Raw genomic sequence first — 11,851 nt, 5'->3', positions numbered from 1 at the left:
CATTGGCGCTATCCGCGTAAACCTCTGCAACAGCTTACCCGGCCTTGAGACAATAGTTCAAAGCGAAAGGGTCTTTGAGTTCTGAACGAAGCAATACGGGTCGCGGTCGTTGGCGCAGGCCAGTTTGGAGTGAATCACGTCCGCGTCGCGGCTGCCGCGCCCGGCTGCCGTCTGGCCGGAGTTGTCGATCTGGACCCCGCGCGGGCCGCTAGCGTGGCTGCGGCGCACGGCACTCTTGCGATGCCGGATTGCCGCTCACTCATCGGTGAAGTCGACGCGGCCATCGTCGCCGTTCCAACCCAGGCGCATGCCGCCGTCGCTTGCGAACTTCTCGAGGCCGGCATCGATGTTCTGGTGGAAAAGCCCATTAGCTTCGATCTCCCATCAACCGATCGCATGATTGCCGCCGCTGCCGCGAACGGCCGCATCCTGCAAGTCGGCCATCTGGAGCGCTTCAATCCCGCGGCCATCGCGCTTACCGGGATCGCGCGCCTGCCGTTGTTCTTTGAAGTACACCGGATGAGCCTGTTCAGTCCACGTAGTCTGGATATCGACGTCGTACTCGATTTGATGATTCACGATCTCGATATCGTGCTGTCGCTGGTGGATGCCGATCTGGACGAAATCCGCGCGGCGGGCATCTCGATTCTCTCGCCCAAAGTCGATATCGCGAATGTCCGCTTGCAGTTCGCGAATGGCTGCGTGGCAAACCTGACCGCCAGCCGCGCGTCTACGGAAACCATCCGGAAGCTGCGTCTGTTCCAGCCGGGCGAGTACATCTCCGTCGACTACAGCCGCCAGGAGCTGCTGGCGATTCGCGTAACCGAATCGCGCGAGATTTCGTTTCATCCAGTGGAGATCAGTAAAGACGAACCGCTTCGGACGCAGTTCGAATCCTTTCTTGAATGCGTGCGGACCCGGCGGAAACCGGTGGTTGACGGCACGGCCGCGCGGCGGACCCTGGAAGTGGCACTCGCGGTGGTGAGCGAAATCGAGAAGCATGCGGCAGTGGTTGAGGCTTCCGTTGAAGCTGGGGTCCGCCGGCAATGAAGTCGACGCGTTCTGTGCCCTCTGTTCCCGACGCGGAGTATCGGGTCACCCTGCTGGATCGTCAGATGCCAACGCGCTCCGAGTGGGAGCGCGCCGGTATCGGCTCGGGAGTCTTTCATCTCGCGATCGTCGCGATGCTGCTCTCGATGCCGACGGTTGAGCCGCCGAAGGAACCTCCGCGGCCGGAACGCGTAACGCCTTTAATCGACCCGCCGACGCGGCTCACGCAGAAAGCACCCAACAAGAACCCTTCACAAGAGATCTCGGTTGAGTCGGTAAGCCCTCCGGCTCCGAGGGAGGCGCGCCCGGCGAAACAGGCACGCATCGCGGCGCCACCGCCGCCGCAAGTTGCGAAGCAGACGCCGACGCCGGCTATTCCGCAGGAGCCTCCTAAAATTCTGGCGCAAACGCAACCGGGCGTACAGATCATGCCTCAGATTACGGTTGCGCCACCGCCGCGCACCGTCGAGCAGCCAAAGCTGGTGCTCGAATCACCTCCACCTCCTCCGCAACCCGGCCAGGGGACCGGACGGCTGAAGGTGCCGGGCAGCGGAATCGACGATATCGTTCACGAACTGGCACGCTCAGGCGGCGGGTCTCGCGAGATCGGCGACGATACGAGCGAAAGCACGCCCGATCACTCGTTTAATCCCAGGCCGACCGCAACGCGCCCCAAAGCCAGCATCGGCTTGATCAGCGATCCGAAAGGAGTTGATTTCGGACCCTACATGGTTCAGGTGCTCAGTACGGTCAAGCGGAACTGGTTTTCCGTGATGCCCGAGAGCGTCCGGCTCGGCCAGCGGGGCCGCGTGGTTGTTCAATTCTCGATCGCGCGTAACGGCGAGATTACGAAAGCCATTTACACCACCCAGTCCGGATCGAAGCCGCTGGACCTTGCCGTTGTCGCCGCGCTCAGCATGTCCAATCGCCTGCCCCAGTTGCCCGAAGGTTACACCGGGGATCGCGTTGTCCTCCAGCTCACTTTCGTGTACAACGCGCCCCGGTGATTCTTGACGCAGACTTAGAACCTGCGCGCATTGTGCTTGGCGCGATAGACCGCGCGGCTGATGTGGTTCTGCTGACGGCGGATGTGCGCGCGCTCCCGATGAGTCAGATGGCCGCCGTTACGGAAGCGATCGCGACGGATCTCGCGGTTGACCCGCGCCTCCCGATGTTCGAGCCGCGCCGTCTCATGCGGAGTCAGCGCACCGGACTGAACGCCTTGCGCGATGCGGTTCTGCTGGTTTTGTTCGCGCTGATAGATGGTCTGCGCGGACATGGTTCCGACCAGCATCCCTGCCACCAAAAGCCCCTTGATGATTGTTAGTTTCATGTTCTTGTTCCTCCTGCTATGACTAACGGCAAGGGGGCTTCAGCCGTTGCTAACGCGCAATTAAAGTCCAATGAACAAGGCATTAGCAAAAGTAATTGATGTAGCTGCTGGGTCGGGACGTTTGTTGTTTAGATGCTGCAGTCAGAATCTGGTTAGTCACCATTGAGTTACTATCCAAACCATACGGAGCGGAGCCGGAAGAGGCGCAACACATGCGAACAAACAAAGAGGATGGATAGCGGAGTACGGTTGATGGACCCCTCACGACACATACAGGGATGGTGAGCGCGATAGGAATCGAACCTATAACCTAGAGATTAAGAGTCTCTTGCTCTGCCAATTGAGCTACGCGCCCGCGCGGGTGGGTGAGAGCGCGATTTCCGCTCTCACCCCACACCATAACACATCGGCCACGCCGCACTAGAACACGTAATCGATCAGGAAATACGGATAGGTGTAAGACAGTCCTTTCGACTGCTTGTTCAGGTACTCGCCCGGCATCAGATGCCCGATCCCCGCGCCGATCTGGGTCTGCAGCGTCGGCTTATAGATCACCTGACCATCGACTTCTTCGCCGACGTGCGTCCCGTCCGTGCCCGCGTAATCCTTGAAGACGACCGAGCCGCGCGTCGGATAAAGGGCGTCGTGCGCATTGGCCAGCCAGAAGTCATGACCGCTCACGTTGGCGACCCATTTTTTCGCGGGCCGCACATCCAGGCCGACTCGGAAATCTTTGATATTGCGCCAGCCGATCTGGTCGGCGAGGCCGAGCTTGTCATGGGTGCTCGGGTAGATAGGATCGAACGTGCCCTCGACGTTGTTGTTGCTGTGGTTCGAATCGCCCGAAGCGTAGTTGTACTCCACAAATGGACGCGGCGCGAACCAGACGGGAAGCGTATTGCCGATCACCCAGTGACCGGTCCACGCCCGAATCGCCGAAGGACCGAGCTCGCCGCGCTGCAGGGCCATTTCGGTGCGGTAATCGAAGTTGCCCGGCAGACGGCCGAGGAAGCGTACGCCTCCGGTCCATTCGTCCAGGTGACCGAGTTTTCCGCTCTTGAGGGTCGCGCCATTCATCACGTGCCAAAAGGTGAACGGCTCAATCTGCGAGTTCTTGATGAAATGATTCTTGATGGTGCCGTAAGCGCCGCTCAGGTTGTTTCCCTGATTGGTGTGGTCAACGACCCCGTCTCGCTGGATTACCACTGAGGCGATGAACAGGTCGGCGCGATAGCCGTCTTTCTCGTAGCTGCCCCGCACGGCGTTGAATGCGCGCTGGTCGTTGGTCCACCAGGAGTTGCCGATGAAACGGCCGTTCCCGAAGTACAGATCCTGGCGGCCTACCCGCAGGCCGAAGCCGCTTCCTTCGGTTTCGCCCAGTTCGAAGTAGGCCTGCTTGATATCCCAGGTATTCTGATACGGCGGAAGCGCCGGGCTCCTATCGAACACGCGCTCGTCCGATCCCATGATGAAGAACCGTATCCAGGACGTCGGTTCAATCAGCATCCCGACGTGCAGCCGATAGAGATCATAAAGGTCGCCGTTATTCGGCTTGAAATTCAGGTTCTCGTAGCCTTCGACGCGATCCCGGAGCTCGCCGGTAAACCGCAGCCACCGCGGCAGCTTCTCTTCGAATTTTTCGGAAATGGACGGCTCGCCAGTCGCAGCCGCGATGTCGCCGGTATGGTACGGCAGCGGAACGGTCGAAACGCCCGCCGTAAGCGGCACGCCTGCCGGCGGAGTCGTCTGCCCCCCCACCGCGCGCGGCTCGCCCGGAAGTTTCACCTGTCCCGGCGCATTGGGGTCGGGTGGCGGATTGTTCGGGTCCTGCCCCGTCTGAGCCTTTGCCGTCCCAGACACTCCTATAAGCAGCCCAAAGACGCACAAAGATAAGGCCGTACGACGTATACTGCGGTTATGTTTTGGGTACACTAATCCTCCGTTATCGAAAGTCCCTGAAATGTTTGAACGTCTACTAATTTTATTGAGGTTTGCTTCCGCCCGCAACAAAATTTTTTCAGCGGGGTTATTGTGTCTACCAGTACGATTATATTATACGACCTGAATGAATGCGTATTATTTCGAAGAAAACTAAGTACTGTCTTCGCGCTTTGTATCTTCTGGCGCGCCATTACGGGAATGGGCCGGTGTTGGTTCAGCACATCGCCGACGAAGAATTCATCCCCAAGAAATTCCTGGAACTCATCCTCCTGACAGCCAAAGCGGGCGGACTGGTCGACAGCAAACCCGGGCGCGGCGGCGGCTATCATCTGACGACGGCGCCCGATAAAGTCACCGTTGGACAGGTGATTCGTCTGATGGAAGGGCCCCTCGCGCCGCTCCCGTGCGCGAGCGAAACGGCCTACCGGCGCTGCGATGAGTGTATTGACGAAAAGACCTGCGGAACCCGGATGGTCATGCGCAAGGTGCGCAATGCCACGGCTGAGATCCTGGACAACATCACCCTCGCGGACGTCTGCCATTCGGTCGACCGCATGAAGCAGGGCGTCGAAGAAGCCGATCCGATGTACTTCATCTGATTAACTGGTTTTCGGGCGCATGTTCAGCAATCAGGCTCGGAAAACCCGGATTCTCTTCACGGCCGCGGATCTCCTGCTCACCGGCCTGGCGTTCGAGGCCGCCTACGCCACCCGTCTGTCGCTTCACTTTCACCACGATTTCGCGGTTCCGTCACACGCCCTGGTGCTCGGATTCTGCGTTCTCACCTGGATGGCTGCCGGATGGTGGCTGGACGTGTACTCGCGGCTGGGGCGGAGCGGATGGCGCGTCATTCTGCGCGACGCGCTGCGGCAGGCGATGCTTGGGACCCTCGGCCTGCTGGTATTCGAGTTCATCCTCCGGCTGGACCTGAGCCGCTTCTTCCTGGGTCTGTTCGCGATATACAGCAGCGCATTCCTATTGATATTCAGACTGGCTTCGGTGCGGCTGACGGGCAGTGTGCGCCGCAGCGCTGTGCGGTATGTCCTGGTCGTCGGAGCGGGTGAACCGGCGGAGCGCCTGGGCCGCACGCTGGAGGCTGCCCCAGGCGTTTCGATCACCGGATTTCTGGCCACGGGCTTCGCGCCCCTCATCATGCAGTTGAAGCAGGACTATCCGGTCTACCCCCTTTCCGACCTGCCGCGGCTCCTCGGCGCGCACGTCGTGGATGAGATCCTTTTCGCGGTAGAGAGTCCGGAGCTCGCCCGGCTCGAAGATGTGTTCCTGCTGTGCGACGAGGAAGGCGTTCGCACCCGCGTTGCGGTGGATTTCTTCCCGCATGTGAACAGCGAAATCCGGCTGGAGAACCTCGGCGAAACCCAGCTCCTCACGTTCTCGGCTGCGCCGGACGACGATCTTCTCTTACTGGTGAAGCGCGCCATCGACGTTTCGATTGCCGCGGTTGCGATTCTCCTGGGCTGGCCGGTGATGCTTTTGATCGCTGCCGCCGTCCGGCTTTCGTCGCCCGGTCCGGCGCTGTTCTCGCAGGAGCGCTGCGGGCTAAACGGGCGCCGCTTCCGCGTGTACAAGTTCCGCTCGATGTCGCTCGGCGCGGAGCAGCGGCAATCCGAATTGCTGCACCTCAGCCGCCGGCAGACCGCCCCGAAGATTCCGAACGATCCGCGTTTGACTCCGATCGGCCGCTACCTGCGCCGCTTCTCACTGGATGAACTGCCCCAACTGGTGAACGTGCTGCGGGGGGAGATGTCGCTGGTGGGACCGCGCCCGGCGATTCCAAGCGAGGTCGCCCAATATCAGCGATGGCAGCGGCGGCGGCTGCGGATGCGCCCAGGGCTGACCTGCCTGTGGGCCGTGAATGGGCGTGACGAGGTGGATTTCGAGACGTGGATGAAGTTGGATCTGGAGTATATCGACAACTGGTCGCTGGGGCTGGATTGCAAGATCTTGTTGCAGACGATTCCGCAGGTGCTTAGCGGGCGCGGCGCAAGCTAGAGGAATCGGACTCGATCCAACATCAGCTGGAAATTCTTGCGTGAGGCCCGTTCCACCTTGCGATAAGGGTTAACCTAATCAGTAGGAACCATGGACCTCACTGTCGTGATACCCGACGATCTTGCCGAGCGCCTAAACGCATCGGGCGTCGATCTGTCACGCCGCGCGCTGGAAGCATTCGCCACTGAGGAATACAAGAACGAACGGATATCGAAGGCCGAGCTACGTCGCTTGCTGGGATTTCAAAGCCGCTATGAACTGGATGGATTTCTTAAGGCTCATGGAGTGTGGAACGAATACAGCATTGAGGATTTCCGGCGCGAGCAGCAAGCGCTTGATCGCCTAGGCACCTGAGGAGTGCCACTCGTCGTCGCTGATACCGGACCAATCAACTATCTCGTGCTGATCGGCCATATCGACATACTCCCCATTCTCTTTCAAGGAATCACCCTTCCAACCATCGTTCGAGACGAGCTGACGGCGGGCCCATCCCCGGTAAGAAATTGGATTGCCAATCCGCCGGTGTGGATCGATGTTCGCAGATGCATTCACACCCATCACTCTCCGGTGAAAAACCTTGATAAAGGGGAAAGGAAGCGATTGCTTTGGCCGTTGAACTTCGTGCCGACTTGCTGTTAATCGACGATCGTGAAGGAGTTGTTGAGTCGCAGCGTAACGGCATCGAAGCCACGGGCACTTTGGGTGTTCTCGCCCGGGCCGCGAAGCGCAACCTTCTGAATCTCTCAACGGCCTTCGAATATGGACAACACGACATTTCGTCCGGCTACTATGCCTACAATATCGGCTACCTAACGGACCGAAAGCGTTTTTCATTCACGTGACGAATCTAAAGCGCCTCCAAACTGGCTTCAGGCTCTCGCCGATGTCGAGGCCATTCGCCAAAGCGTGCGAGGCGTCGCTCTACGAACTCCCCGATCCCTGCGCCATGAGCGCGGCAAGCGATTCCTGAACCGTTGGAGTCTGCCCGGATTCGACCGCCTGCCGCCGAAGCTCGTGAAAAGTCGAGAGCAATCGATTCGCCTTGGCCAGCGCCTCTACCCGTTCGACGTACAATCCGAGCGTCTGTCCGGGCAGGGCAAAAATCGAGTCACCGGCCGGGAGAACTCCGAGATACGCGCGAGCTCCGCAACACCCGAGACTAAGCGCGGCACGGCCCGTGTTCAGGACCTGCGGAATGACCGCGCAAGCCGGACGTCCCATCGCGGGCGCGGTCTGCAGCTCCACCTGTTGCGTCGCTTCCGAGAGGATCAGTGTTTGAGCGGCATCGACGAAGAGCACCACGGCATCCGGGGCGGTCGGCGCGGTCGCCAGGGGTGAGTAAACAACATATTCGTGGCGCGAGCGAAGCGTCGGGATCAGCGGCAGATCTTCCGGCCTTACGTAGCCAAGTTCACCAAAAACCCTCAACGCATCCATCAAATCGACTTGCTGCCGGGGGGACGGTTGCAGGTTGTGCGTATAGATGCCGACGGCGCACAAACTGTGCTCCGAGGCTGTCGTGTAGAACGCCCGGTCCGCCGCGTCTTCCCAGAACCGGCAGCCCGCCGGAACAAGTCCGCCATGTGCGCGAACGCCACTAGGAACATGATTGGTCAGTGAAATGGCAACCGGCGGTCGACGAAGACGCAAGGAATCGGTCAGGATCTTTGCCGCGCTCGAAAGACAGCCCGGTTCAGCGAGTGGCATCATTTGTATCTCGCCCAACGCGAAAACCCATCTCCGCGATCGCCGCCTCAAGCGCCTTTTCCGTAACTAACCCCGGGTCGTAATCAATCACTGTCTTTGCGTCCGGATAACTCGATGTAACGTGTACAACACCCGGTTGCTTTCCGAGGACCGTGTCGAGGCCGATGGCGCACGTGACACAGGTAAAACCGCTTACCCGGTACGTTACCCTCTTGATCCCGCGCCCTTCAGCAGCCCCTAACGCTGCCAAACTGCCAGTCCCTACGAGTGTAAGTCGTTGAATAAAGTTTCTGCGGAACATGCTTAGTTAACTCCTTACTGTCTGTCTACGATTACTGTCACTTAGCTTTGGCAATCCCCGCCTCATAGATCCAGGAGGTTTGCGTACGAGCCCCATCCGAGAAGCGCGTGTCGGCATACTCATCGAAGTCAATCTTCTTATCCAATACACCGGTTTCAATCATCAGGTCGCGGACCATATCGAAGTCCGCGCGGCGGGGCGCGAGAGGCGTGTACATCACCCGGTCCAGCGGTTTCGTCAGCGCAAAACGCAGTACGGCCGGCTTCTGGTTGTAATAGAAACGTCCAACGAAGTCGGCCGCATCCTCGCGATGCGCTTTTCCTTTATCGAGCCCTTGATCGAGCCAAAGACCCGACCGCGCAATCCCGTCCACCAAGGTCTGCACAATGTCCGGCCGCCGATCGATCAGATCCTGCTGCACAACCAGAATGCACGACATATAGTCCGGCCAGTATTCCCTTGCCTGAAAAAGAACCCGGCCGTATCCACCCAACTCAGCCTGCGAAGGAAATGGCTCGCCCATGACAAACCCGTCGATCGCACCCGCGGCGAGCGCGCCGGCCACATCGGGCGGCGCCATCTCGACCATCCTGATCTCGCCGGGCTTGATCCCCCACTTTTTCATGGCCCGGAACACCAGAAGACGCTCATCCGAAAACCGCGTCGGAATGGCAATCGTCCGGCCGCGCAAATCGGCGAAGGTTTTGACCGGCCCGTTCTTCTTCACAACCAGCGCGCTGCCGTAACGGTGGCCGAGGTAAACGACCTTGATCGGAACGCCCTGGGCACGCAGCGCGATCGCCATCGGAGCGACGATGAACGCGGCTTGCATCCGCTTCGAAATCAGAGCTTCCTTCATTTCCGGAAATCCCTGGAACATGCGCGGCAGGAAGATTTCGCCGCTGTCCGAAAGCTTGGAGATGTAGTCGGTCACCGGGCACGTGAGCTGGCAGGTAACCGGGATATAGGCGACGCTGATTTTTCTCTTCGCCGCCGGACGGTAATCGTTTAGAACGGAGGCCCAATTCACGTTCAGGTACGCGTGCATTCCCGAAATCAGCGCGAGCCAGACGAAGCCGAACAACAGGAACTTACTCTTACCACTCATTACGAAATCCCCAACGGACCGATCGGATATTCCTAAGTCGCCGAAAACAGAGATCCAATGCCAGCCCGATAACTCCGATCAATAACATCGCCGCGACAACCAGGTCGTAACGTTTCCCGGAATTACGCGCGTCGATCACAAGATATCCGAGGCCCGAATCGACCGCGATCATCTCGGCGGCCACGACCACCAGCCACGCAATGCCAAGCGCAATCCTTAGACCGATGATGATTTGCGGAAGCGCCGCGGGGAAGACGACGCGCGCGAGTAACTGGGCCGGGTTCAGTCCGAAATTTCGACCCGCTCGCCGGTATACAGAGGGTACATTGGATACGCCGCTGACGCAGGCCACCACGATCGGAAAGAATGCCGAAAGAAAGATCAGGAACACAGCCGTCGTATCTCCCACGCCGAAAAATACGATGGCGACCGGGATCCAGGCCAGCGGACTAATGGGACGTAACATCTGCAAAACGGGATTCACTACCTGATTGGCTGCCGGATACCAGCCCAGCGTCAAACCTACCGGAATCCCCAGAACCGCGGCTGCTCCAAATCCAAGCGCCACGCGGCGCAGCGAGTCCGCAATATACCGTAATAAGAGACCTTTACGAGCTAACTCAAGCATGCCCTTCTCTACGGCAAGCGGTGAAGGAAATACTTTGGTATGGCTCCAGATCACACAGAAATGCCAAAGCGCCAGGAAAGCTATCGAGGCAAGAACCGGCCAGAAGACTCTCTCCCACTTTCTAGGTTCCGCGAGCGAGTTCATATCTTATGCGCCAAACCGAGTTGTTGACTAATTCCGTCGCGGAGTTCCAGATAGCTGGGTGAACTAACATCGCGCGGATGTTCAATGTCGATTTTGACGATGCCCTGAATCCTCGCGGGTCGATCGCTCATTACCGCGACCCGGTCCGCGAGCTGGACTGCTTCGTCGATATCATGGGTAACAAAGATGATGGTGTTCCGCTCCGCTTCCCAGATTCGCAGCAGCTCCTTGCGCATGGTGAGACGCGTGATGGAATCCAGCGATCCAAAAGGTTCATCCAGAAAAAGCATATCGGGGTTAACTGCCAGCGCCCGCGCGACTTCCAGCCGCTGTTTCATGCCTCCCGACAGTTCCGCCGGATAAGCCTTTTCAAAGCCTTCCAGTCCGACTAACTGAATATAGTGGATAATCCGTCGCCGCCGCTCCGCCCCCGGTAAGTGAAAGAGGCCGAACTCGATGTTCCCCTCAACCGTCAGCCAGGGGAAAACGCCGCGCTCCTGAAAAACAAAAATCCGCCGCGGGTCCGGCCCGTTCACGACTTCACCGTCGATCTTCACCGCTCCGCTGGTAGGCGAAAGGAATCCAGCCATCGTGCTGAGCAGCGTTGACTTCCCGCAGCCCGAGGGGCCGACCACACAGAGAAACTCGCCCTTTCCCACGGCCAGATTGATGTCGTTCAGAACAGGCGTTGTCTTTCCGTTACGCCCAAAAGCCACCGTGAGGTGCTCGGTGGATAGCTTAGGCTGCGCCGTCTCCGCTCTCTTGTCAGTCTCGATACCCGCCACTAATCCTCCGAATAGCCCCAACTAAGCGACTTCACTCTTTCCAATGACCGCATGCCCAGATCCAATAGAACACCGATGACACCGATCACGACCATTCCCGCGACCACCAGATCGTAGCGGTTGCCCGCGTTACGCGCATCTATGATCAGGAAGCCGAGCCCGGAGTTTACGGCGATCATCTCCGCCGCAACCACGACCAGCCAGGCGACACCCAGGGTTATCCTGAGGCCCGTGATCAGTTGCGGAATCACGGCGGGATAGAGCACCCGGTAGATCAGAGCGGCGGGACTCAAGCCGAAGTTACGTCCCGCGTTTACGTAAACGGCCGGAACGCCCTGTACCGCGTTAACGGTGGTCAGAACGAGCGGGAAAAAACTGCCCAGGAAAATCAAAAAGATCGCGGCCATGTCGCCAACGCCGAACCAGAGAATCGCAATCGGAATCCAGGCCAGGGGTGAAATCGGGCGAAGAATCTGAATCAGCGGATTGAGCGCCATCTCGCCGCGCCGATACCAGCCGATCGCTAAGCCGATCGGAACCGCCAAAACCGCAGCCGATAGAAAGCCCCAGGTGACCCGAAAGAGGGACGCGACGGAATACTTCAACAACAATCCCTCACGGGCGAGATCGACGATACCGCGAGCCACTTCCCAGGGACTTGGCAGGAGATGCACCGGCTGCCGGCCGATCGCGATTTGCCATATAACCAGCAGGAACGCTATGAAGACGACCGGCCGCAACCAGGGCGGCGCCTTCAACGGGTTTTTGCCTTGCATAGAGTTGTCAGCGAAACCAACAAGACTAACCGCAAGCACGATTTCGCGCAATAACGTGAATGAACTAA

The 11,851-nt window shown here is 59.0% G+C and carries 14 protein-coding genes and 1 tRNA gene; 6 read left to right on the top strand and 9 right to left on the bottom strand.

Features of this window, described 5'->3' with window-relative positions:
• The first annotated feature begins 81 nt into the window (after window positions 1-81).
• Both H1Y01_RS13010 and H1Y01_RS13005 read left to right on the top strand, forming a co-directional pair.
• Complete coding sequence (locus tag H1Y01_RS13010; protein ID WP_180540947.1) at window positions 82-1,050, top strand: Gfo/Idh/MocA family oxidoreductase; 969 nt, start codon at window positions 82-84, stop codon at window positions 1,048-1,050.
• Window positions 1,047-2,057, top strand: a complete 1,011-nt coding sequence (locus H1Y01_RS13005; RefSeq protein ID WP_180540944.1) for a TonB family protein — start codon at window positions 1,047-1,049, stop codon at window positions 2,055-2,057. Before H1Y01_RS13010 ends, H1Y01_RS13005 begins: the two co-directional genes overlap by 4 nt.
• A 14-nt stretch (window positions 2,058-2,071) precedes the next feature.
• Here H1Y01_RS13005 and H1Y01_RS13000 read toward each other — a convergent pair whose 3' ends face one another.
• The 3 genes from H1Y01_RS13000 to H1Y01_RS12990 all read right to left on the bottom strand — a co-directional run bounded on the left by H1Y01_RS13000 (window position 2,072) and on the right by H1Y01_RS12990 (window position 4,243).
• Window positions 2,072-2,383: a hypothetical protein gene (locus H1Y01_RS13000; RefSeq protein ID WP_180540943.1), complete on the bottom strand. Its 312-nt coding sequence runs from the start codon at window positions 2,381-2,383 to the stop codon at window positions 2,072-2,074.
• A 279-nt stretch (window positions 2,384-2,662) separates the two neighbouring features.
• Window positions 2,663-2,738: transfer RNA gene (locus H1Y01_RS12995), tRNA-Lys, on the bottom strand.
• Between the two features lie 65 nt (window positions 2,739-2,803).
• The gene (locus H1Y01_RS12990) at window positions 2,804-4,243 is read right to left on the bottom strand and encodes an alginate export family protein (RefSeq protein ID WP_180540942.1); all 1,440 of its coding nucleotides are present in this window, start codon (window positions 4,241-4,243) and stop codon (window positions 2,804-2,806) included.
• A gap of 215 nt (window positions 4,244-4,458) precedes the next feature.
• Here H1Y01_RS12990 and H1Y01_RS12985 point away from each other — a divergent pair, with 215 nt between their 5' ends.
• The 4 genes from H1Y01_RS12985 (at window position 4,459) to H1Y01_RS12970 (ending at window position 7,176) form a co-directional block, all read left to right on the top strand.
• Window positions 4,459-4,923, top strand: coding sequence for an RrF2 family transcriptional regulator (locus H1Y01_RS12985; protein WP_180540946.1), 465 nt, complete (start codon window positions 4,459-4,461; stop codon window positions 4,921-4,923).
• A 19-nt stretch (window positions 4,924-4,942) separates the two neighbouring features.
• Complete coding sequence (locus H1Y01_RS12980; protein ID WP_180540941.1) at window positions 4,943-6,334, top strand: sugar transferase; 1,392 nt, start codon at window positions 4,943-4,945, stop codon at window positions 6,332-6,334.
• Between the two features lie 90 nt (window positions 6,335-6,424).
• The gene (locus H1Y01_RS12975; RefSeq protein ID WP_180540940.1) at window positions 6,425-6,688 is read left to right on the top strand and encodes a UPF0175 family protein; all 264 of its coding nucleotides are present in this window, start codon (window positions 6,425-6,427) and stop codon (window positions 6,686-6,688) included.
• A 251-nt stretch (window positions 6,689-6,939) separates the two neighbouring features.
• Window positions 6,940-7,176: a hypothetical protein gene (locus H1Y01_RS12970; RefSeq protein WP_180540939.1), complete on the top strand. Its 237-nt coding sequence runs from the start codon at window positions 6,940-6,942 to the stop codon at window positions 7,174-7,176.
• A 79-nt stretch (window positions 7,177-7,255) separates the two neighbouring features.
• Here the strand turns inward: H1Y01_RS12970 and H1Y01_RS12965 are convergent, their stop codons facing one another.
• Genes H1Y01_RS12965 through H1Y01_RS12940 form a run of 6 tightly spaced genes read right to left on the bottom strand, consistent with a single transcriptional unit; the run spans window position 7,256 to window position 11,783 of the window.
• Complete coding sequence (locus H1Y01_RS12965; RefSeq protein WP_180540938.1) at window positions 7,256-8,041, bottom strand: DUF169 domain-containing protein; 786 nt, start codon at window positions 8,039-8,041, stop codon at window positions 7,256-7,258.
• Window positions 8,028-8,342, bottom strand: a complete 315-nt coding sequence (locus tag H1Y01_RS20085) for a heavy-metal-associated domain-containing protein (RefSeq protein WP_367399788.1) — start codon at window positions 8,340-8,342, stop codon at window positions 8,028-8,030. The genes H1Y01_RS12965 and H1Y01_RS20085 overlap by 14 nt, the downstream gene beginning before the upstream one ends.
• Window positions 8,343-8,379: 37 nt before the next feature.
• The gene (locus H1Y01_RS12955) at window positions 8,380-9,450 is read right to left on the bottom strand and encodes an ABC transporter substrate-binding protein (protein WP_180540936.1); all 1,071 of its coding nucleotides are present in this window, start codon (window positions 9,448-9,450) and stop codon (window positions 8,380-8,382) included.
• Window positions 9,440-10,222, bottom strand: a complete 783-nt coding sequence (locus H1Y01_RS12950) for an ABC transporter permease (RefSeq protein ID WP_180540935.1) — start codon at window positions 10,220-10,222, stop codon at window positions 9,440-9,442. Before H1Y01_RS12950 ends, H1Y01_RS12955 begins: the two co-directional genes overlap by 11 nt.
• On the bottom strand, window positions 10,219-11,028 hold the full coding sequence (locus H1Y01_RS12945) for an ABC transporter ATP-binding protein (protein WP_219341515.1): 810 nt from the start codon (window positions 11,026-11,028) through the stop codon (window positions 10,219-10,221). The genes H1Y01_RS12950 and H1Y01_RS12945 overlap by 4 nt, the downstream gene beginning before the upstream one ends.
• Complete coding sequence (locus tag H1Y01_RS12940) at window positions 11,007-11,783, bottom strand: ABC transporter permease (RefSeq protein WP_180540934.1); 777 nt, start codon at window positions 11,781-11,783, stop codon at window positions 11,007-11,009. The genes H1Y01_RS12945 and H1Y01_RS12940 overlap by 22 nt, the downstream gene beginning before the upstream one ends.
• Window positions 11,784-11,851 lie beyond the last annotated feature (68 nt).

It is taken from the genome of Nevskia soli (genome assembly GCF_903970205.1).
Taxonomy (GTDB): domain Bacteria; phylum Acidobacteriota; class Terriglobia; order Bryobacterales; family Bryobacteraceae; genus Bog-113.
The sequence above is the reverse complement of the archived record's forward strand: the minus strand, read 5'-3'. Positions and strand labels throughout refer to the sequence as shown.

Bases quoted from the DNA above. Each gene is read 5' to 3' on its own strand.
- H1Y01_RS12975 (WP_180540940.1), top strand. From the start codon at position 6,425: ATGGACCTCACTGTCGTGATACCCGACGATCTTGCCGAGCGCCTAAAC.
- H1Y01_RS12950 (WP_180540935.1), bottom strand. From the start codon at position 10,222: ATGAACTCGCTCGCGGAACCTAGAAAGTGGGAGAGAGTCTTCTGGCCG.
- H1Y01_RS12965 (WP_180540938.1), bottom strand. From the start codon at position 8,041: ATGCCACTCGCTGAACCGGGCTGTCTTTCGAGCGCGGCAAAGATCCTG.
- H1Y01_RS13005 (WP_180540944.1), top strand. From the start codon at position 1,047: ATGAAGTCGACGCGTTCTGTGCCCTCTGTTCCCGACGCGGAGTATCGG.
- H1Y01_RS13000 (WP_180540943.1), bottom strand. From the start codon at position 2,383: ATGAAACTAACAATCATCAAGGGGCTTTTGGTGGCAGGGATGCTGGTC.
- H1Y01_RS12940 (WP_180540934.1), bottom strand. From the start codon at position 11,783: ATGCAAGGCAAAAACCCGTTGAAGGCGCCGCCCTGGTTGCGGCCGGTC.
- H1Y01_RS12980 (WP_180540941.1), top strand. From the start codon at position 4,943: ATGTTCAGCAATCAGGCTCGGAAAACCCGGATTCTCTTCACGGCCGCG.
- H1Y01_RS20085 (WP_367399788.1), bottom strand. From the start codon at position 8,342: ATGTTCCGCAGAAACTTTATTCAACGACTTACACTCGTAGGGACTGGC.
- H1Y01_RS12955 (WP_180540936.1), bottom strand. From the start codon at position 9,450: ATGAGTGGTAAGAGTAAGTTCCTGTTGTTCGGCTTCGTCTGGCTCGCG.